This window comes from Nitrospirillum guaranorum (genome assembly GCF_034653275.1).
Classification (GTDB): domain Bacteria; phylum Pseudomonadota; class Alphaproteobacteria; order Azospirillales; family Azospirillaceae; genus Nitrospirillum.
In genome coordinates this window covers 723,104-744,102 of record NZ_JAYEES010000001.1, presented here as the reverse complement: position 1 = coordinate 744,102, position 20,999 = coordinate 723,104, and the positions used below count along the sequence as shown (strand labels likewise).

Below are 20,999 nucleotides of genomic sequence, written 5' to 3'. Positions count from 1 at the left end.
TTTTCTTGTCACTTCGCGACCTTACTGAAAGAAGATAGAAAACGCAACATACTGAATCGCGTATTCCGGAACGAAGTCAGGGCGGACGGTTTTTCCAATTGACGCGCCTGGGCAAGTGCCGCACTCGTAGGCGATCAAGGCCAGGAAAACGAAAGATGAGCATCAAGCGCGATACCAGCGAGCGGCGCAGCCAGATCAGCGCCATGGTGCGCCAGCACGGCAGCGTCCAGGTGGCGGACCTGGCCAAAAGGTTCCGCGTTTCGATGCAGACCATCCGCAAGGATTTGCACTTCCTGACGGAGCACGGCGTCACGGCGCGCTCTTATGGTGGCGCCATCGCCTCCGACGTGGTCGCCTCGGCGACGACGGCCGCCATCGAATCCCCGGTCGCGGCCAAGCTGGAGCTGCAGCACGCGGAGAAGGAGCGCATCGGCCGCTTCGCCGCCGGGCTGATCAACCCCGGTGAGTCCATCGTGCTGGATTCCGGCACAACCACCCTGCAAATCGCCCGTTTCCTGCCGGATATCGAAGATTTGACCGTCGTCACCAACGACCTCAACATCGTGACCGAGCTGGCCGGCAAGAGCCATATCCGCGTGGTGCTGATTGGCGGGGAGCTGCGGCGCAAGAACATGGCCTTCTACAGCGCTCAGACGGTGGCGGCGCTGGGCGAGTTGGCGGTCGACAAGCTGTTCCTGGGCGTGGACGGCATCGACATCGACCGCGGCGTCACGACCCATCACGAGGCCGAAGCCATCCTCAACCGCAAGATGGCGGACGTGGCGCGCCAGACCATCGCCGTCACCGACAGTTCGAAATTCGGCCGGGTCTGCCTGCATCGCATCATCGGGGTGGGCGAGATCGACATGCTGATCACCGATGAGGGGGCGCCTGATACCATCGCCACCGCCTGCCGGTCGCTGGGCGTGGATCTGCGTCGGGTGTAGGGACGAACGCGATCCGGTAAGTTTCGTTTTATTGCGATCTTCATATTGAATTTCGATTTCGTTCGCCTTAGCCTTTCAAGCGAACGAAATCGATAATCGCCTGGACTCGCCATGAAGCTGCCCTCCTCGCGTCGCGCGTTTCTCAAGATGACGACCAGCCTGGCGCTGGCCGCACCCATGGCCACGCCGATGCAGGCGCTGGCGGCGTCGGGGGACGCGGCGGTGTTCGCGGATGACCGGCTGCGCCTGGAGTTCGACGGCCAGATGCGGTCGCGCATCGCCCTGGTGACGGAGGGCAAGCCGCTGTGGCTGACGGGTTTCGATGCCAGCGAGACCCTATCCCTGGTCGGCGGCCATGACGCCCTGTTGTTCGAGCGGCGCGAAACAACCGCGCAGGCCATCGACGACGGCCACGGCCCCGGCCGCCAGTTGCGCCTGACTGGCCTGTCCGGGCAGGGCATCGAGAAGACCCTGATCCTGCGCCAGTACGCGCGCTATCCCGGCGTGGCGCTCATGCAGGTCTCTTACCGCAACACGACCGCGAAGGCCGTGGCGGCGACCGGCTGGCGCAACGGCGCGCATCGCCTGCTGCCACCGGGCGGCCCGGCCCCCGCCTTCTGGTCCTATTCCGGCGGCACCTATGCCGACCGGCGCGACTGGCTGCAACCGGTGAAGGTCGGCTTCGCCCAGGACAATTATCTGGGCATGTCGTCCTCGGATTACGGCGGCGGCCCGCCCATCGCCGACCTGTGGCGGCGTGAGGGCGGGCTGGCCGTCGGCCATCTGGCGCCGGTGCCGCAACTGGTGTCGCTGCCGGTCAGCGAGGACAAGGGCGGCGCGCGCCTGGCCCTGGCCGCCGAGCGCGACATCGTGCTGGCGCCGGGTGGGACCTTCGAGACGCTGGAGACCCTTCTGGCCGTACATCCGGGCGACTACTTCGCGGCGCTCGACGCCTACCGCCGCATCGCCGCCGACCGGGGCGTGCGGCCGCCGCAACCCTCCGCCGCCTCTTTCGAACCCATCTGGTGCGCTTGGGGCTATGAGCGGTCCTGCACGCCGGAGCTGATCGAGGCCACCGTGCCCAAAGCCAAGGAATTGGGGCTGGACTGGGCGGTGATCGACGACGGCTGGCAGAAGGCGATCGGCGATTGGGTGGTCGACCCCGCCAAATATCCCGGGCGTGAGGCCGATTTCCTGAAACTGGTGGGCGGCATCCGCCAGGGCGGCTTGAAGCCGCGCCTGTGGTACGCGCCGCTGGCGGCGGCACCGGGCAGCGACCTGCTGCACGACCACACCGACATGCTGCTGCTGTCCAAGGAGGGCGCCCCCCAGCTGGTCACCTGGTGGAACAGCTTCTACCTGTGCCCCGCCTATGAGCCGACCCGCGCCCACACGGTGGCGCTGGTGAGGAAGTTCCTGGGCGACTGGGGGTTCAAGGGGCTGAAGATCGATGGGCAGCACCTGAACGGCGTGGCCCCCTGCCACAACCCGGCGCATAACCATGCCCGGCCCGAGGAGTCGGTCGAGGCGCTGCCCGGCTTCTTCCGCGCCATCTACGAAGCGGCGATGGCCATCGACAAGGACACCGTCGTCGAACTCTGCCCCTGCGGCACCGCCTACAGCGTCTACGACTTTCCCTACGTCAACCAGGTACCGGCCTCGGACCCCGAATCCTCGTGGCAGGTGCGGCTGAAGGGCAAGACGCTGAAGGCGTTGATGGGCCCGTCGGCTCCCTTCGCCGGCGATCATGTCGAACTGTCCGACGGTGGCGACGACTTCGCCTCCACCGTCGGGATCGGCGGGATCGTCTCGACCAAATTCACCTGGCCGGTCGATCCCAAGCCCAAGGACTCCTTCCTGCTGACGCCGGAGCGCGAAGCCCACTGGAAGAAATGGATCGGGCTTTACCGCGACAAGCGCCTGGCCGAGGGCCTCTATCGCGGCGACGTCTACGACATCGGCTTCGACAAGCCGGAAGGCCACCTGGTGGAAAGCGGCGGACGCTACTACTACGCCTTTTACGCACCCCACTGGAGCGGCCCCCTGACCCTGCGCGGGCTGCCGGCCGGGGGCCGCTTCCGGGTGCGCGACTATGTCGATGAGCGCGACCTGGGCATGGTGCCGTCGGCCCATCCGGTACTGACGGTCAGCTTCGAGAAATCGCTGCTGCTGGAGGTGTCGCCGGCGTGAGCGTGGGTCATTCACTCTCCGCCGGTGCGTCGCTTTCAAAGCGCGCCCCGGGGCCGCAGCCCGGGGCGCGCCTTTGAGGAAGGTTCGCTTCAGGCCGAGGGCGCGATGCCGGCGGCGAAGTCGCGATAGGAGTGCAGCGGGCGGCCCAGGATGCGGGTCAGCCGCTCGACATCGCCGGCCTCGGGGATCATGCCGTCGCTGACATAGCGCTCGGCCATCAGGCGCATTTCGTAGGCCATCCACTTGGGCATGAAGCCGGCCATGGTGCGCTCGAAACCGCTGGGGTCGTCCCCGCCATAGGCGACTGGACGCCCCAGGATGTCCGACCAGATCGCCGCCAGGTCGGCCCCCGTCAGCGTATCGGGGCCCACCAGGTTGATGGTTTCGACCGGCAAGTCGGCCGGCCCCTGCCGGCGGCGGATCAGCTCTATGGCCGCGACCTCGGCGATGTCGCGGGCGTCGACCATGGCGACGCCCTTGCCGCCGATGGGCATGGGATAGACGCCATGATGGACGATGACGTCCTTGATCATCAGTTCGTTGTCGATGAAGTAGCTGGGCCGCAGGATCGTGGCGCTGAAGCCCATCTGTTCGATCATGCGCTCGGCGCCCAGCTTCACCGCGAAGTGCGGCACGTTCACGAAGCGGTCGGCGTGGATCACCGACAGGTAGACGAGCCGCCGCACGCCCGCCTCGCGGGCGATGTTGAGGGTTATGATCGCCTGCGTGAACTCATCGCCGGTGACGGCGTTCAGCAGGAACAGCGTGTCCACGCCGGTGAAGGCGGCGCGCAGACTGTCGATGTCCAGCAGATCGCCCCGCGCCACGTCCACGCCGGCCGGGAAACCGGCCTTGGACGGGTCACGGGTCAGCACACGAACGGGGGCGCCGCGCTTGACGAGCTGGTCGACGACGTGGCGGCCGACGCGGCCGGTGGCGCCAGTAACAAGGATGGTCATGAGGATCACTCCAGGTTGGGGTCAGAAGACACCCTGTAAGTTACTGATCCAAATTCCACCCGATAGACGCCAATTTTGGACATCCCGTCTCACTGACGGAACACTAAGACAGCCATCGCGCGCTGTACGTCCTGAGCGCACCCCATCAGCCGCAATTCCGCAGGACTCCACAAAACTCCACAATCGCCCTCCAGGCCGCGGGGTATATTGACGGCGAAAGCGACGACGCAACCGAACCGACCGACACTTCCCGTGGAGTTACGATCATGAGCATTTCTTCCATTGGCGGGTACGCCAGTTCCGCCGCCCTGTATCGACCGGCCGCCCCCGCCGCGACGGCCGACACCACCGCCAGCCAGGCCGCCCCGCAGCAACCCGTTACCCTGGACCGGGATGGCGATGGCGACGTGGACACGGGGTCCGTCGACAAGGACCGGGGCAACAACATCAAGGCTTGATCGCGTTCGCGTCGCGGGCGGCGGGGCGCCCCGTCCAGGGTGTCCTGCCGCCCCCGCCGCGCCCAACCCAAATCGCCCTTCCCCCGAGGGCCGGCTGTCGACTTGGCTCCCCTGTTCGCCAATAATCAGGCATGGATCGAATACTGCTCGTTGACGATGATGTCGCGCTGGCGGACATGCTGCGCGAGTATCTGGAACAGGACGGGTTCGCCGTCGACGTGGCCCATGACGGCGCCGCGTGCTTCGACCATGCGCCGGAGGAGTCGGACCTGATCGTGCTGGACGTCATGTTGCCCAAGCTGTCGGGTTTCGACGTCCTGAAACGCCTTCGCCAACGATCCGACGTACCCGTCATCATGCTGACGGCCCGCGACGACGACATCGACCGCATCGTCGGGTTCGAAATCGGTGCGGATGACTACGTGCCGAAGCCCGTCAATCCCCGTGAACTGGTGAGCCGAATTCGCGCCGTCCTGCGCCGTGTCAACGGCGGGGGCATCAACGGCAGGGGCGTCAACGGCGGGGCCGGCAAGGCGCCGGCGGACCTGCAGGTGGGACGGGTCCGGCTCAACCCGACCGCCCGCATCGCTTGGAATGGGGAATGCCGGCTGGACCTGACCTCGGCGGAATTCAGCCTTCTGGAACACCTGTTGCGCGGCGCGGGCCGTATCATTTCCCGGGATGAGCTTTCGGCCGCGGCGTTCGGCCGGCATCACGCGGCCGGCGCCGACCGCAACGTCGACACGCTGGTGAGCAAGGTCCGGCGTAAACTCGATGCCACCGCCGATGATGGTGAACAGCCCATCAAGACCATCCGCAATGTCGGCTATCTTTACGCCCTGCCCCCATCGTGCCCGCCCCCGTCGTGATTGGGCGGGGATCGGGTCCGATGGGCCATACCTTCCAGCACCTGCCCCGTTTCGCGCAGGCCGCCTGCCTGTCCGGCACCATCCTGGCCGCCGCGCTGGCGGCTGGCGCGGCCCGGGCGCAGGAAGCCGAACCGGCGGACAGCTATGTGCTGGGCCAAGGGCTCAACGTCGGCTCCGTCAATCTGGCGGGCTATTCCAGCCTGGTAACCAGCCTGCCCGACCAGGGCCGCAAGACCCTGAGCCTTGAGGATCTCAGCCTCTACGCCAGCGCGCATGTCGGCATGTTCGTCAATCCCTTCATGGAAGCCGAGCTGACGGGGCTCAACCTCCTGCCTTGGGCGAAGGGGGGTGACGGCGGTGACGGCGGAAAGGGTGGCGGCTACCTGGTGCTGGAGCGTCTCTACGACGATGTCCAATTGCCGGACGGCTTCACCATACGGTTCGGCAAGATGCTGGCGCCGGTCGGGGACTGGAACCAGATCCACGCGGCCCCCCTGGTCCTGTCCACCATCCGGCCGGCGGCGACCTACCGCGGCTTCAGCCAGTACGCCACCGGCCTGTCGGTGCTGTACAATGACCCCAAGGCCCGTTGGCCGGACGTCCAGGTTTACTGGCAACCCATGGATGAGTTCTCCGCGCGGCCGGACAGCATCGTCGATGATCATTACCGCCTGGTGGAAGGCCTGCACGTCAGCTTTCCCCTGGGCCTGCTGGACAAGGTGGGGTTTTCGGTCCAGCGCACCATCGACCGGCTGGGGGTGGAACAGCATCTGGGCGGGGTGGATTTCCGGTACACGATGGGCCCGGTGACCTTGCAAGGGGAAGGGGTGGTGTCCTCACTGTCCCAGCCGGCTGGCGTGCAGGCGCCGCGCAGCCTGGAGTGGAGCGCGTATGTGGCGCCGTCCTACGCGCTCGATGACCGTTGGTCCGTCTACGGCTGGTACGAGATTTATGATGGGCGCGGCACCGCGTCCGCCACCGCCGGGCAGGCCGTTCCGGTGAGCGACCGGACGGCCCAGGACGTCCTGGCCGGCTTCGCCTTCCGGCCGCAGCCGGCCATGGTCTTCAGGTTGGAATACCTGCTGAACGTCGGTGGGCCGCCGGTCAACCCCACCGGCCTGTTCGCCTCCTGGTCCGTGCTGTTCTGATGCGGCGGCGGCGGCCCCTGCTGGCGGTGCTGATCGGGCTGTTCCTGTCGGACATGGCGCGGGGAGAGGACATCCTGGTGGTAGCCAACCCGTCGGTGACCCTGGGCCATTCGCTGAGCACCGGCGACGTCGCCGCGATCTACCTGCTGCGCCTGACCCTGTGGCCCGATGGGAACGCGATCATCCCCGTGAACCGCGAGATCTCCAGTGACCTCCGCGCCCGCTTCACGGCCGGTGTCCTGCACCAGGACAACGCCAGCCTGATCGTTTATTGGAACGAGATGCACTTCAAGGGCAAGGCGCCGCCGGTGGTCCAGGAATCCGAACAGGCGCTGCTCACCTTCATCCGCCGGGTCCCGGGCTCGGTCGGGTACGTCAGCGGCGGCGGCGGGGTGCCGGATGGCGTCGTGATCCTGGCCAGGTTGCCCGTCGCGGCCGGTTCTGGCGGGGGCGGCCCATGAAGGCCGTGATCGGCAGTTCCATCGGACGCAAGATCGTCGGCGCGCTGCTGGCGATATACCTGCTGACCTACGGGCTGACGGCGGCGGTGGTGTACACGGGCGTGCACCGGTCGCTGCTGGAGTCCGCCGAAGGCGGGCTGGCCCAGGTGGCCGACCTGAAATACCAGCGTCTATGCAACAGGATGGACGAACTGGCGACGGACCTGACCGCCTGGGCCCAGCTGGAGGTAATGAACGACCTGGTGTCCGGCGACGTCGACCGGCGCATCGGAACGACGCTGGAGGCGCTGCAGCGCCTGTACGGGCTGGCCGGCGGAATCTACGCCTTCGATGCCGGCGGCACCCTGATCGCCGACGCCGATGGCGACGACGGCGCCCCGCCGCGCGGCACCCGTCTTCCGGCCGCCTGGACCGTGACGGCCCACGGCGTCACCTTCTTCGACAAGCACCGCAACCCGCTGGGTGGCGGGGATGTCGTCGCCCTGGCCATTCCCATCTTCGGCAGCTTCGCCCCGGATTATCGCGTGGGCACCCTGGTCATCGCCCTGCCATGGACCATGGTCGAGACGCTGTTGAGCGGGGTGGAGCCCCGCACGGTGCTGGTGCGCCGCCCTCCCCATCCCGCGGTCCTGTCCAGCGCGGCCGATCCCGACATGGACAGGGAAAGCCACATCACCGGCCGTTCCGTGCAGCGGGATGGCCTGCTGCGGTCCTGGCAGGTGGTGGTTTCGCAGCCGATGTCGGCCGTGACGCGCCCCTTGCGCCGGGTCGCGCTGGAACTGGCCCTGCTGGGCATCCTGCTCGCGGTGCCCATCTTCGCCTTCGTGCGCTGGATGGGCCGGCGGCTGACGGCGCCCATCATGGAGCTGACCCGGGCGGTGCGGGTCATCGCCGACACGGACCAGCTGGACATCCAGGTGCCGGTCACCAGCCAGGATGAACTCGGCTTCCTGGCGCGCTCGTTCAACCGCATGACGGCCAGCCTGCGCAACGCCCGGGCGGAGCGTGACCGCAGCATGCGCGACCTGGAACACCTGAACCTGACCTTGGAAGGCAAGGTGGCGGACCGCACAGCCGAGCTGGAGGCCGCCGTGACCGCCCAGCGGCGGCTGATCAGCGACATTTCCCATGAGATCAAGTCGCCCCTGGCGCGGCTCAGCATGGCCCTGGGCCTGGCCCGGCGCCAAGTGGAGCCGCAGGCCCCCCGCCACTTCGACCGGATGGAGCGGGAGATCGCGGCCGTCGCCGCCCTGGCCTCGGAACTGCTGACCCTGGCCCGGCTGGAGGGGGCGGCGGCGGGATTGCATCGGGCGCCGGTGGATCTGCCGGAGCTGCTGCGCGCCATCATCGCCGATGCCGCCTATGAACGGCCCGACCGGCAGGGCGACCTGGCCCTGGCCGTGGCGCCGGAGTTGCCGGACGGCGGCGTCCTTCCCGGCAATGCGGACCTGCTGCGCCGCGCCATCGAGAATGTCATCCGCAACGCGCTGTTCTATACCACGGCCGGCGTGCCGGTGACCGTGACCCTGGCGGCACCGGCGGGGAACACCCCGGCCGGGCTGAGCCTGACGGTGGCCGACAGAGGCCCCGGGGTATCCGATGACGCCATCGGGCAGCTGTTCGATCCGTTCTACCGCGCGGATCCGGCGCGGGCCCGTGACACCGGCGGCACCGGCATAGGCCTGACCATCTGCAAACGCGTGGTGGAGCTGCATGGCGGAACGGTGAGGGCGACACACAACCGTCCCACCGGGCTGGTCGTTGAAATCACCCTGCCCTTCTCGCGGAACACGCCGCAGAACTGAACAGAGCCGGTGGGCAAGTCCACACAACTCCACGACGCGTGGCCCTAGCATGGGACCCATCGCTTCACCGCCCTGACGGCGGCCGAGGCGCGGTTCCACCAGCGAAGGCGCGTCCCCATGAATGCGAACCCCCGTCCCTACCCGGTCCCGGCGGAAGACGCCTGCAGGTCCGTATCGGCCCAGGCGAGGCTTCCCGACATCGTGGCCCTGTCCGCCAGCCATCCATCGAGGGCAGCCGTGGAGCAGCTGGTCCGCGAGACTTATGCGCAGGCTTATGGCGCCCGCATCGGCCGCTTTCCCCGCCTGATGGTGGCGACGTTCGATGAGCGCGGGAACCCCGCCTGTGCCGCCGGCGTGCGCACCACCAGCGATGGTTTCTTTTCCGAAGCCTATCTTGACCAGCCCATAGAGCGCGTTCTGGGCCAGAGGAGCGGACGCCACGTGCACCGCGCGCGGGTGTTCGAGATCACCACCCTGGTCAGCCGCCGCGCCGACCTGTCCGCCGGCTTTTTCCACAGCCTGGCCTGCCGGGGGGCCCTTGACGGATACGACTGGTGCTTTTTCACCGCCACGTCGCGCCTGCGGCGGTTGTTGGCGCGCCTTTATCCGCCCCTGCTGGTCCTGACCCAGGCGGACCCCGCCCGCCAGGCCGATGCCGCCGCCTGGGGGCGCTACTATGAAAGCGCCCCGGCCGTGTGCGCGGCGGATGATTGGCCGTTCCTGAGCCCCGTGCTGACGCGGGCGACAGGCGTGGAGGCGGCGGCGCATGCATGAGATCCTGCGTTCCATCCGCCGGCACGCCGCCGTCACGCCCCACCGGCCGGCGCTCACCGACGGCGCCTCGGCCCTGGATTATGCGACGCTGGCGGCCCGCGTCGCGGGTACGGCGCAGGCGCTGACGGCGCTGGCGCGTTCCGGCGCGCGCCCGGTGATCGGCATCCTGGGGGGCAACCGGGTCGATTGGGTTGTGGCCCAGCTGGCCATTTGGCAGGCGGGCTACACCGCCGTCCCCCTGCCGCCCTTCTTCTCACCCGCCCAGTGGCGGCACATCGCCGCCGACGCCGGCATAACCCATATCATCCATACCCCCGACATCGATCCGGGCCTGGCGGACCCCTTGGGCCTGCCCATGCGGCCCGTCCCGGCCATGATCGCGGCCACGGCGGCCTTGGACCCCGCCGGCACGGCGCGGCAGGTCATTTACACATCGGGCAGCACGGGCACGCCCAAGGGTGTGCTGCTGGAAGGACGCCAGCTGTCGTGGAGCACCCTGGCGCTGGCCCAGGCCATCGACGCGCGACCCGACGATCACTACGTCAGCCTTCTGCCCATGGCGCTGTTGCTGGAAACCCTCTGCGCCATCACCATGCCGCTGACCGCCGGCGCGCGGGTGACCCTGATGCCCGGGCTGACGGCCGGCATCGGCGGCCCGGCCCCCCTGCGGCTGGCCAACGCCATCACCGCCGCCGCCCCGACCTGCCTGATGCTGGTGCCCCAGTTGCTGGCCGCCTGGGTGACGGAGTTGGAGCAAACGGGCGGCACGGTTCCGCCAGACCTGCGCCTGATGGCCGTGGGCGGGGCGGCCGTTCCGCCCGCCTTGGCCGAGAGGGCCTGGGCCCTGGGCATTCCCGTGCATGAAGGCTATGGCCTGTCCGAGTGCTGCTCGGTCGTGGCCTTGAACCGGCCGGGCCAACGGCGGCCGGGCACGGTGGGCCGGCCCCTGCCCGGCCTGAACGTGACCCTGGACGAGGGGGAGATCGTTGTCACCGGCCCGTCGGTCATGTCGGGCTATCTGGGGATGGCGCCCGCGAATGAGCCCGCAGGCCCGGCGACCTGGCGCACCGGCGACCTGGGCGCCTTCGATGATGACGGCCACCTGACGGTCCATGGACGGCGGGATGCCCTGATCGTGACGCCCGGGGGGCGCAACATCAGCCCAGAATGGGTGGAAGCGCATTTCCTGAACGACCCCCGGCTGTCGCATTGCCTGCTCAGCGATGGCGGAATGGACGGGCTGGCGGTGTTGCTGGTTCCGGCGCCGGCCGCGGAGGCCTGGTTCCAGACGGCCGGGGACGACGCCATCGCCGCCATGGCATCGACCGCCGCCGCCGGCCTGCCCGCCTATGCCCGGCCCCGCCGGCACCACGTCGCAGCGCTGCGCGACGTGGCGGCGCGCGGCCTGCTGACCGCCAACGGCCGGCTGCGCCGCCGGGAAACCGCGGCCGCCTACCACCCACAGCTTCATCCGCCGGCCCTTTCGACCACAGACCCTTGACGGAGGCCCCCCGTGCCTGACACCTCACCGACCCCTTATCAGCGCCTGCTTGCGGAGACCGCCCACGCCCGTGGCGCCTTCCTGTCCATCCCCGTCTTGAGCATGGCGATGGACGGGGCCGTGCCGCTGCCGCTCTACCGCGATTTCCTGGCGCAGGCCTACCATCACGTGCGTCATACCTGCCGGCTGCTGGCCCTGGCGGCGGCCCGGACGGAAGACGAGGATTACCGGGCGGCGCTGTTCGACTACATCATCGAGGAACAGGGGCACGAGCAGTGGATCCTGGACGACATCGACGCGGTGGGCGGCGATGCCGCGCAGGTGGCCGCGTCCCCGCCGGGCCAGGCCTGCCGGGCCATGCTGGCCTATGTCTACGACACCATAGAGCGGGTCAGCCCCTACGCCCTGCTGGGCATGGTCCATGTGCTGGAGGGCATGTCGACGCTGCTGGCCTCCCGCGCGGCCGACGCCCTGCGGCGCGCCTACCGGACCGACGGCGCCTCCGGCTTCCGTTACCTGACATCCCACGGGGCGCTGGATCAGGAGCATGTGGCCTTCTTCCAGCAGCTGGTCGATGGTTTGCGCACGCCGGAGGCGCTGGCGGTCATCGCCGACACGGCCAACATGGTCTATCGCCTGTATGGCGACATCTTCCGCGACCTGAGCCGGGGCATGGACGGCACGCAAGGGGGGGCCTGCCATGCCGCGTGACCCCGCCGCCAGCGGCATGACCGCGCTGATCACCGGCGCCGGCTCGGGCATAGGCCAAGCGCTGGCGGTCGAGGCGTCGCGGCGGGGGCTCGGGGTCGTTCTGGTCGGGCGGCGGCGTCCGCCGCTGGACGCCACCAGGGCACTGTTGCGCCCCGGCACCCGGTGCCTGGTCCTGCCCGCCGACGTGACCCTAGCCCAGGATCGCGAGGCCCTGATGGACGCCGTGCGGGACCATGCCGGCGGTCTGGACTTTCTGGTGAACAACGCCGGCCTGGTCTGGGCGGGAGCCGTGTCGGCCATGGACGACCAGACGCTGACCGCGCTGTTGTCCACCAACCTGATGGCGCCGCTGGCCCTCACCCGGGACTTCCTTCCGCTGCTGTCCGCCGCCGGCGGGCGGGTGGTCAACATCGGCTCCCTCCTGGGGGACATCCCCTATCCCCTTTTCGCCGGCTACTGCGCGTCGAAGTATGGCTTGCGCGGCCTGTCCGACGCCTTGCGGCGGGAATTGCGATGCCAGGGCGTGGGCGTGACCTATGCCGCGCCGCGGGGCGCCCGCACGCCGGCGACAGAGGCCCTTGAACCCCTCCTGGCCCTGCTGGACATGCCGACGGACCCGCCGGCGGACATCGCGAAACGGATATGGGCCGCCGCGCTGGCCGGTGCCGACACCGCCTATCCCGCCGGCCCGGAACGTTTCTTCGTCCTGCTGCAGCGCCTATTCCCCCGCCTGGTCGATGCCGCGGTGCGGCGCCAATTGCGGCGCGGCCCCCTGGGCGCGCTGATGCCGCCGGCGCCAACGCCGCAGCCCGGCCGTCGCGCCAGCCCCCGTGTCGCCAGCCCCCGTGTCGATCACCTTCCCCTGCTTTGAAAGGAACCGCCGCCCATGGATACACCCTTCACGCCCCGGGCGCGCCGACTGGCCCTCGCCATGACGGTCGCCTTCCTTCCCCTGTCGGTGCCGGCGGCCGGGCGCGCGTCGCCGATGGAGGGCGAGGCCATCGCCCACACGGTCGCGACCGATGCCACACCGTCCGCGATGCTGGCCGCCCTGGCCGCCGTGGAACGGGACTGGTCCCACATCTCGTTCGAGGTGACGGATCACGACGCCCGCGTGCAAGCCATGGCGGCGCTGGCCGACCAAGCCAGCCAGTTGGCGTCGCAATACCCCGGCCATGCCGAACCCCTGATCTGGCAAGCCCTGGCCCTTGGCAGTCTGGCCGGTTTGAAAGGGGGCATGGGCGCGCTTTCCCTGGCCCGCGAGGCGCGCACGCTGCTGGAGACAGCCGGGCGCCTGGACTATCGCGCGGTGGGGGGTGCGGTGCCCACCAGCCTCGGCTCCCTCTATTACAAGGTGCCTGGCTTCCCCCTGAGCTTCGGCGACGATGACAAGGCCCGCCGTTACCTGGAGGAAGGGCTGGCGATCAATCCCGATGGCCTGGACGCCAACTACTTCTATGGCGACTTCCTGTTCGAACAGGGGGAGTACCGCAAAGCGGCGGAGGTGCTGGCCCACGGCCTGGACGTGCCGCCCACCCCCGACCGACCCGTCTGGGACACGGGGCGGCGCGTCGAAATCCGCGCGCTACTGAAGCGCGCGCAACAGAAACTGGCGGCCGGGTGATGGACGCCTTCAACCAACTGGTGCGGCCGCCGATCCGCTTCCGCGCGGTCTGGCACGCCTTGGGCAACCAACTGCGCCATCCCACCGGCATCCTGGGACATGTGCTGGGCCTGGCCATGACCCGGCTGAACGCCCGTCCCAACCGGGTGGCGGTGGAGGCCTTGGCGCCCCGCCCCGGCGACACGGTCCTGGAGCTCGGTTGCGGTCCGGGCCATGGGCTGGCCCTGGCCGTGAAAGCGGTGGCGCCAGCCGGCGCCGTCCATGGCGTCGACCAGTCGGCGGTGATGCTGGGCCAGGCGGCCAAGCTGAACCGGCAGTCCCGGCAGCAAGGACGGCTGCACCTTCATCTCGGCCGCTTCGACACATTGCCGCTCCCGGCCGGCGCGGTGGACGGGATACTGGCGGTCAACGTGGCCTATTTTTGGCAGAACGCCGCCGATGTCCTGCGGGAAGCGCGTCGCGTGCTGCGCCCGGGCGGACGGCTGGTGGTCTACGTGACCGACGCGGCCACCATGCAGCGCTGGCCGTTCGCCGGGACGGGCACCCACCGCCTGTTCACACCCCTGGACCTGCGGGCCATGCTACTGGCGGGCGGCTTCCCCGGTGACAAGATCTCCCTCCGATCCGTCCGGCTGGGATACGGGATGACCGGCCTCATCGCCATTGCCGAAACCCAGCCCTCTCGCCCGCCGCGATAGATCGGCGCTGAATTATCGGCGTTTATTAATGTGAAATCGAAAATAGAAAACAGCGCACCCTGGCAAAGGCCAATTCATCAAATGAAAATCAAGCTTGCGAAGCTACCAGCTCTCGCACAGTGATCATTTATTTATCCCCTCGCCAGCAAACAAAACATACGCAGTTTGACGTATTAGGATTTCGCCCCGCCACCCCCATCCTGCCCCGGAAGCCGACACCGGGGCATGAGTTCCCGGCACCGATAACGGCAACGGGACATACGGACGGGGGAGTACATCATGTCGGGCATCATCAACACGACGCAACGCCGCCTGCGCCTGGCGCTTCTGGCTACGGCCTTCATCCTGCCCGCCCTGGCGGCGCGGGCGGGCGAGACCATTTCCGCCGGCGGGGATAAGTCCATCACAGTGGGACTGGGCGTGCGCGCCAGCTTCACCAGCGTGGAGGATGGGGCGCCGGACGGCACCTCGCGTTCCGCCGATTTCAACCTGGACAGCGTGCGCCTCTACATCAGCGGCCAGCTGACGCCCATGATCAAGGCCACCTTCAACACCGAGCGCGACAGCGCCGGCCGGGTGGAGGTGTTGGACGGCTACGCCCAGTTCGAGCCGGCGGACGGCATCAACCTGTGGGTCGGCCGCATGTTGCCGCCCAGCGACCGCGCCAATCTGGACGGTCCCTATTACCTGAACACCTGGGCCTATCCCGGCACCGTGTCGCAATACCCGGCCAAGTTCGCCGGCCGCGATGACGGCGCCACCGTCTGGGGCAAGCTGCTGGACAAGAAGCTGGTCTATTCCGTCGGCGCGTTCGAGGGGCACAACCGTGTGACAGGCGCCAGCAACCAGTCCGACAACCTGCTGTACGCCGGCCGCGTCGCCTATAACTTCCTGGATCCGGAGCCCGACCCCGCCTACTACACCAGCAGCACCTACTACGGCTCCGTCGATGTGCTGACGCTGGCCTTCGCCGCCCAGTACCAGCAGGACGGCGTGGGCACGCTGGCCCGCCGGGGCGACTATGCCGCCTGGAACGTGGACGGCCTGTTTGAGAAGAAGCTGGACGGCATCGGCGTGGTGACGCTGGAGGGCGCCTATTACCAGTACGATACCGGCGGCGTGGCCGACGTGCCCAGCAGCTTCGGCGGCGCCGGCCCCACCGACAATGTCGGCGGCCTGACCCAGGGCAAGGCCTATCTGGTGGGCGGCGCCTTCCTGTTTCCGGCCAAGGTGGGCTGGGGCCAGTTCCAGCCGACGGTGCGCTACCAGCATTTCGACGCGGACCTGACCGGCATCTCCACCAGCCAGACGGACCTGGGCGTCAACTACGTCATCGACGGCCACAACGCCCGCATCAGCGCCGAATATGTCATCACCAGCACCACCGGCAAATCCGACGGCAACGCCGTGGTGCTGGGCGTGCAGCTGCAATTTTAAGGAATTCAGGCCCCCATACGTCAAACGCCCCATGGGGCCGCCCCGTCACCGCCCCTATGCTGCCGGCGGCGGCCAGCCGACCCTGTGCCCCGAACCAAGCCTGCCCGGGGCGGCACCCCTTCCTGAGGGGGCTTCCCTATGGCCCCGCGACCGGTAAAGTCGATCGCGGGGCCGCCACTCTTGGCCCGCCGCTCTGGGGCCGCTTGGAAAGAAAGCACGGGGACCAATGGGGGAAGTCAGGGCCGCCAGGGCGCCAGCAGGCGAAAAGGCGGGGGGCATGAGCGCGCGGCAGCGGATCGTCAGGGAACGGCGCCAATACAACCAGCTGGCCGCCAGCCAGACGCTGGAGGACTACGCCCTGCGCTTCACCGCCACGCGGGCGCGGCGCTGGTCGTCGTTCCGCGTGGCCAACACCGCCTTCGGCGCCATCAGCTTCCTGGCGTGCGAGGCCATCGGCGGCAGCGCCACCCTGACCTACGGCTACGCCAACGCCAGCGCCGCCATCCTGGCCGTGGCCATCCTGATGTTCCTGGTGGGCCTGCCCATCACCTATTACGCCGCCCGCCATGGCGTGGACATCGACCTGCTGACGCGCGGCGCCGGCTTCGGCTACCTGGGGTCCACCCTCACCTCCCTGATCTACGCCAGCTTCACCTTCCTGCTGTTCTCCATCGAGGCCAGCATCATGTCGGCGGCGCTGCAGATGGCGCTGGGTATCCCGCTGTGGCTGGCCCATATCATCAGTTCCCTGGTCGTCATCCCCATCGCTGTCTACGGCATCCGCCTGATCAGCCGCATGCAGCTGCTGACACAGCCCCTCTGGCTGCTGCTGCAACTTGCGCCCCTGGCCTATCTGGCGCTGAACCACGGCGCGGATCTGGCCGCGTGGCGGGAGTTCCCCGGCGCGCTGGGCCATGCCGACGGCCATATCGACCCGCTGCTGTTCAGCATGGCGGCCAGCATGCTCCTGTCCCTGCTGCCCCAGATCGGGGAGCAGGCGGACTATCTGCGCTTCCTGCCCACCCTGCGCAAGACCGGGCGCTGGGCCTGGTGGACGGCGTTGATCACCACCGGGCCGGGTTGGGTCGCCATGGGCGGGCTGAAGCTGCTGGCCGGGTCCTTCCTGGCGGTGGTGGCCCTGCGCCACGGCCTGTCGGCCGAACAGGCCACCCAGCCGACGGAGGTGTTCTACATCGCCTTCCAGGAGATGCTGTCGTCACCCACCGCCGCCCTGGTGCTGACCGGCGTCTTCGTCGTCGTCTGCCAGATCAAGATCAACGTCACCAACGCCTATGCCGGCTCCATCGCCTGGTCCAACTTCTTCTCCCGCCTGACGCACAGCCATCCCGGCCGCGTCGTCTGGCTGGTGTTCAACGTCATCCTGGCCCTGATGCTGATGGAGCTGGGCATCTTCCGCGTGATCGGCGGCATCCTGGGCCTGTACGCCAACTTCGCCGCCGGCTGGATCGGGGCGCTGACCGCCGACCTGGTGGTCAACAAGCCCCTGGGCCTGAGCCCGCCGGGCATCGAGTTCAAGCGCGCCCACCTCTACGACATCAACCCGGTGGGCGTGGGCGCCATGGCCCTGTCGGTCGTGGCCTCCACCCTCGCCTCGCTGGGCGCCTTCGGGCCGCTGCTGGGTCCCTTGCCCCAGGCCATGGCGCCGTTCATCGGCCTGGGCGTGGCCTTCGTCACCGCCCCCCTGATCGCAAAGGCCACCCGGGGCCGCTATTACCTGGCGCGGCCCGACACCGACCTGCCGGCTGACGCGGCGGAGGCCCGCTGCGTCATCTGCGAGAACGTGTTCGAGCGGCGGGACATGGCCCATTGCCCCGCCTATGCCGGGCCCATCTGTTCCCTGTGCTGCACGCTGGACAGCCGCTGCCACGACCTGTGCAAGAAAGAGAGCCGCATCACCGACCAGTTGGCCCGCCTGATGGACGCTGTGCTGCCGAGCCGCATGGCGGGCGGTGCCCGCACCCGGACGGCCCGTTTCCTGGGCGTCATGGCCGTCTTCACGCTGGTGAACGGCGGCCTGCTGTCCTTCATCGGCATGCAGTATGGCGCCGCCGTGCCGGAAGCGCGCGGCGTGGTCGCCACCACCCTGTGGATCGTCTTCTTCGCCCTGCTGATCGTCTCCGGCGTGGCCGCCTGGCTGCTGGTGCTGGCCCTGGAAAGCCGGCGGGTGGCGGAGGAGGAGACGGCGCGCCAGACCGGCATGCTGATGGAGGAGATCGAGGCGCATGAGCGCACCGACGCCGCCCTGCAGAAGGCCAAGGAGGTGGCGGAGGCCGCCAACGTGGCCAAGAGCCGCTACATCATCGGCATCAGCCATGAGATCCGCACGCCGCTGAACGCCATCTTCGGCTACGCCCAGTTGCTGGAACGCGACGCCAGCATCCGCAACCCGGACGGCGTGCGTGTCATCCGCCGCAGTGCGGAGCACCTGTCCAACCTGGTGGACGGGCTGCTGGACATCAGCAAGATCGAGAGCGGCCTGCTGCGCCTGACCCGCGACAAGGTGCGGCTGGTGGAATTCCTGGACCAGATCGTCGACATGTTCCGTTTGCAGGCCGCCGCCAAGGGCATCCAGTTCCATTACGACCGCCCAGCCTACCTGCCCGCCTTCGTCCATACCGACCAGAAGCGCCTGCGCCAGATCCTGATCAACCTGCTGTCCAACGCCCTGAAGTACACGGCGCGGGGCCATGCCACCCTGCGCGTGCGCTATCGCAGCCAGGTGGCGGAGTTCGAGGTGTCGGACACCGGCTTCGGCATCCTGCCCGAGGACAGGGAGCGCATCTTCGAACCGTTCGAGCGGGGGCGAATGGCCAACGCCCGCGCCGTGCCCGGCACCGGCCTGGGCCTGACCATCACCCGCCTGCTGACCCGCATCATGGGCGGGGAAATCGCCGTCGCCAGCACGCCCGGCCAGGGCAGCACCTTCACCGTGCGCCTGCTGCTGTCGGAGGCGCAATCCGGCCCGGACGACCCGCCGGCGGCCCGGACCATCCACGGCTATGCCGGCCCGCGCCTGCGCGTGCTGGTGGCCGACGACGACCCCGACCATCTGGCCCTGATCCAGAACCTGCTGCGGCCGCTGGACTTCCTGCTGTTCGCCGCCCGCGACGGGCGGGAATGCGTGGATCTCGCGCGGGAGTGCCGGCCGGACCTGGCCCTACTGGACATCTCCATGCCCCACATGACGGGGTGGGAGGCGGCGGCGGCCCTGCGCGACCTGGACCTGCCGCGCCTGAAGATCATGATGGTGTCGGCCAACGCCCACGACTACACCCCCGGCCGCGCCGCCGCCGGGGATGAGGATGGCGGCAGCGCCGCGCACGACGCCTTCATCGTCAAGCCGGTGGACATGGACGCGCTGTTGCAGCGCATCGGCGCGCTGCTGGGCCTGGAATGGCTGTACGCCCCGGCCGCCCCCGCGCCGGTACCGGCCGCGGCGTCGGACGCCGCGCCGGCCAGGGCGCAGCCCCATCTGGAGGCGCTGTGGCAGCTGGGCCGCATCGGCCATGTGCGCGGCATCGAGGCCAAGCTGCGCGAGCTGGAGGGCGAGGGGCCGGAGGTCGCCGCCTTCGCCGCCCAGCTGTGCACCCTGGTGCGCGCCTTCGATCTGAAGCGCTATATGGCGGTGCTGGAGGCGGCACGGACACAGGCGGGAGGGGACAATGACGATACTGGCGATGGACAGGGCCGGGTGGAGCACGCCGATGACTGATGCCGTCCAGGCCGCCCCCGGCCGCCGCGACACCGTGCTGGTGGTGGACGACACGCCGGAAACCCTGGGCTTCCTGACCGACGCCCTGGACCAGGCGGGCCTGACCGTGCTGGTGGCGACGGACGGCGAAAGCGCCCTGGCGCTGCTGGAGCAGGTGACGCCGGACCTGGTGCTGATGGACGCCGTCATGCCCGGGCTGGACGGGTTCGAGACCTGCCGCCGGCTGAAGCGCGACCAGGCCCTGGCCCACCTGCCCGTCATCTTCATGACCGGCCTCAGCGAGACGGAGCATGTGGTGCAGGGCCTGCAGGCCGGCGGCGTCGACTACGTCACCAAGCCCATCGTGGTGGATGAGCTGCTGGCCCGCATCCGCGTGCACCTGGCCAACGCCCGCGTGGCCTATGGCGCCCAGGTCGCCCTGGACACCACCGGCCGCTATCTGCTGGCGACCGACGCGCGCGGGCTCTTGCGCTGGTGCACCCCCCAGGCCCAGCGCCTGCTGGCGGCCTTCTTCCCCGATGATGGGGCCAGCGGGAACGCCCCCGACCGCCTGCCCCCGACAGTGGCGGAGCGCCTGGCCCAGCTGCGCCGCGACGGCACACCAAACCAATCCATCCTGATCGACAGCCCCGATGCGCAGGACAGCCGTCGGCTGGAGGTCGCCTATCTCAGCCAGACGGAACCGGACGAGTTCCTGTTCCGCATCAGCGAATCCGGCGCCGGCCGCGCGGAACGCGCCCTGCAGCAGGCCCTGGGCCTGACGGCGCGGGAGGCCGAGGTGCTGGTGTGGATCGCCCACGGCAAATCCAACCGCGACATCAGCGACATCCTGGGCATCAGCCCCCGCACGGTGAACAAGCACCTGGAGCAGATCTTCGTGAAGCTGGGGGTGGAGAACCGGGCGTCGGCCGCCGCCGTGGCGGTGCGGGTGATGGCGGGGTAGAGGTCGCCACCGTTGCCGTGCTGATCATTACCGCCTAAACTTCCCGTGGCACATGATTATTGGAGAATGCCGTGGCCAGCCTCACCATCCGAAATATGGAAGAACCGCTGGAAACCCGCCTGCGTGCCCAGGCGGCGGACCATGGCCGCTCCATGGAGGAGGAGGCGCGGTACATCCTCCAGGCCGTTCTGGTTCGTGACCTGCCGCCGGCACCGGCGGATTTGGCGGGTTCGATCCGCCGCCGCTTCGCCCCATTCGGTGGCGTGGAGCTGGCTTTGTCCCCCCGTGAGCCATTACGTAATCCGCCTAGCTTCACGGAATGATTATTCTTGATACCAACGTGCTGTCGGAGCTGATGCGCCCCGCACCATCAGATGCCGTCTTGCGTTGGCTTATGGGACAGGCCTCGTCCTTATTGTTCACCACCACCATCACCCAAGCTGAAATCCTGTCGGGCATCGCGCTGCTTCCGAAGGGACGTCGACGGGCAGGTCTGGAGAATGCCGCGCTACAGATGTTTGTGGCCGACTTCGCCGGCAGAATACTGCCCTTCGACACTCAGGCCGCAATATCATTCGCGGGCATTACCACAGCGAGACGTCAGGCTGGACGCCCCATCTCCGCCCTGGACGCTCAGATCGCGGCAATCGCCCATTCACTCGCCGCTGCGGTGGCTACCCGCAACATCGATGATTTCTCGGGCTGCGGCGTGCCGCTGATCAATCCATGGACTGCTTAACC

19 protein-coding genes are annotated in these 20,999 nt (G+C 68.6%); 18 read left to right on the top strand and 1 reads right to left on the bottom strand.

The annotated features are described in order from the left end of the window. The first annotated feature begins 155 nt into the window (after window positions 1-155). Window positions 156-947: a transcriptional repressor AgaR gene (gene agaR / locus UAJ10_RS02970; protein WP_322913880.1), complete on the top strand. Its 792-nt coding sequence runs from the start codon at window positions 156-158 to the stop codon at window positions 945-947. A 111-nt stretch (window positions 948-1,058) separates the two neighbouring features. After that, entirely contained in the window at window positions 1,059-3,137 is a 2,079-nt protein-coding gene (locus tag UAJ10_RS02965) for a glycoside hydrolase family 36 protein (RefSeq protein WP_322913879.1), read from the top strand. An 89-nt stretch (window positions 3,138-3,226) separates the two neighbouring features. Here UAJ10_RS02965 and UAJ10_RS02960 read toward each other — a convergent pair whose 3' ends face one another. Further along, window positions 3,227-4,096, bottom strand: coding sequence for an SDR family oxidoreductase (locus UAJ10_RS02960; RefSeq protein WP_322913878.1), 870 nt, complete (start codon window positions 4,094-4,096; stop codon window positions 3,227-3,229). 266 nt (window positions 4,097-4,362) lie between these two features. Here UAJ10_RS02960 and UAJ10_RS02955 point away from each other — a divergent pair, with 266 nt between their 5' ends. From UAJ10_RS02955 to UAJ10_RS02880, 16 genes are all read left to right on the top strand, one after another. Beyond that, window positions 4,363-4,554, top strand: a complete 192-nt coding sequence (locus UAJ10_RS02955) for a hypothetical protein (RefSeq protein WP_322913877.1) — start codon at window positions 4,363-4,365, stop codon at window positions 4,552-4,554. Window positions 4,555-4,685: 131 nt separating this feature from the next. Then, the gene (locus UAJ10_RS02950) at window positions 4,686-5,423 is read left to right on the top strand and encodes a response regulator transcription factor (RefSeq protein ID WP_322913876.1); all 738 of its coding nucleotides are present in this window, start codon (window positions 4,686-4,688) and stop codon (window positions 5,421-5,423) included. Window positions 5,424-5,443: 20 nt separating this feature from the next. Next, window positions 5,444-6,571 carry a hypothetical protein gene (locus tag UAJ10_RS02945; protein ID WP_322913875.1) on the top strand — a complete coding sequence of 376 codons (1,128 nt, stop codon included), beginning with the start codon at window positions 5,444-5,446 and terminating at the stop codon, window positions 6,569-6,571. Next, entirely contained in the window at window positions 6,571-7,032 is a 462-nt protein-coding gene (locus UAJ10_RS02940) for a hypothetical protein (protein WP_322913874.1), read from the top strand. Before UAJ10_RS02945 ends, UAJ10_RS02940 begins: the two co-directional genes overlap by 1 nt. Beyond that, complete coding sequence (locus UAJ10_RS02935) at window positions 7,029-8,837, top strand: sensor histidine kinase (RefSeq protein ID WP_322913873.1); 1,809 nt, start codon at window positions 7,029-7,031, stop codon at window positions 8,835-8,837. Before UAJ10_RS02940 ends, UAJ10_RS02935 begins: the two co-directional genes overlap by 4 nt. Window positions 8,838-8,954: 117 nt before the next feature. Continuing rightward, entirely contained in the window at window positions 8,955-9,611 is a 657-nt protein-coding gene (locus UAJ10_RS02930; RefSeq protein WP_322913872.1) for a thermostable hemolysin, read from the top strand. Further along, complete coding sequence (locus UAJ10_RS02925) at window positions 9,604-11,112, top strand: AMP-binding protein (RefSeq protein WP_322913871.1); 1,509 nt, start codon at window positions 9,604-9,606, stop codon at window positions 11,110-11,112. Before UAJ10_RS02930 ends, UAJ10_RS02925 begins: the two co-directional genes overlap by 8 nt. A gap of 12 nt (window positions 11,113-11,124) precedes the next feature. After that, window positions 11,125-11,823, top strand: coding sequence for a TenA family transcriptional regulator (locus UAJ10_RS02920; RefSeq protein WP_322913870.1), 699 nt, complete (start codon window positions 11,125-11,127; stop codon window positions 11,821-11,823). Continuing rightward, window positions 11,813-12,694: an SDR family NAD(P)-dependent oxidoreductase gene (locus UAJ10_RS02915; protein ID WP_322913869.1), complete on the top strand. Its 882-nt coding sequence runs from the start codon at window positions 11,813-11,815 to the stop codon at window positions 12,692-12,694. The genes UAJ10_RS02920 and UAJ10_RS02915 overlap by 11 nt, the downstream gene beginning before the upstream one ends. A 15-nt stretch (window positions 12,695-12,709) precedes the next feature. Further along, window positions 12,710-13,447, top strand: a complete 738-nt coding sequence (locus UAJ10_RS02910; protein ID WP_322913868.1) for a tetratricopeptide repeat protein — start codon at window positions 12,710-12,712, stop codon at window positions 13,445-13,447. Continuing rightward, window positions 13,447-14,145 (top strand): class I SAM-dependent methyltransferase, encoded by a 699-nt coding sequence (locus UAJ10_RS02905; RefSeq protein WP_322913867.1) that lies wholly within the window; start codon window positions 13,447-13,449, stop codon window positions 14,143-14,145. Before UAJ10_RS02910 ends, UAJ10_RS02905 begins: the two co-directional genes overlap by 1 nt. Before the next feature lie 279 nt (window positions 14,146-14,424). Further along, complete coding sequence (locus tag UAJ10_RS02900) at window positions 14,425-15,582, top strand: porin (RefSeq protein ID WP_322913866.1); 1,158 nt, start codon at window positions 14,425-14,427, stop codon at window positions 15,580-15,582. Window positions 15,583-15,859: 277 nt separating this feature from the next. Beyond that, the gene (locus UAJ10_RS02895; protein WP_322913865.1) at window positions 15,860-19,315 is read left to right on the top strand and encodes a hybrid sensor histidine kinase/response regulator; all 3,456 of its coding nucleotides are present in this window, start codon (window positions 15,860-15,862) and stop codon (window positions 19,313-19,315) included. Beyond that, complete coding sequence (locus UAJ10_RS02890; protein ID WP_322913864.1) at window positions 19,308-20,258, top strand: response regulator transcription factor; 951 nt, start codon at window positions 19,308-19,310, stop codon at window positions 20,256-20,258. Before UAJ10_RS02895 ends, UAJ10_RS02890 begins: the two co-directional genes overlap by 8 nt. A 71-nt stretch (window positions 20,259-20,329) precedes the next feature. Beyond that, entirely contained in the window at window positions 20,330-20,581 is a 252-nt protein-coding gene (locus UAJ10_RS02885; protein ID WP_322913863.1) for a FitA-like ribbon-helix-helix domain-containing protein, read from the top strand. Continuing rightward, window positions 20,578-20,997, top strand: coding sequence for a type II toxin-antitoxin system VapC family toxin (locus tag UAJ10_RS02880; protein ID WP_322913862.1), 420 nt, complete (start codon window positions 20,578-20,580; stop codon window positions 20,995-20,997). The genes UAJ10_RS02885 and UAJ10_RS02880 overlap by 4 nt, the downstream gene beginning before the upstream one ends. The last annotated feature ends 2 nt before the right edge of the window (window positions 20,998-20,999 follow it).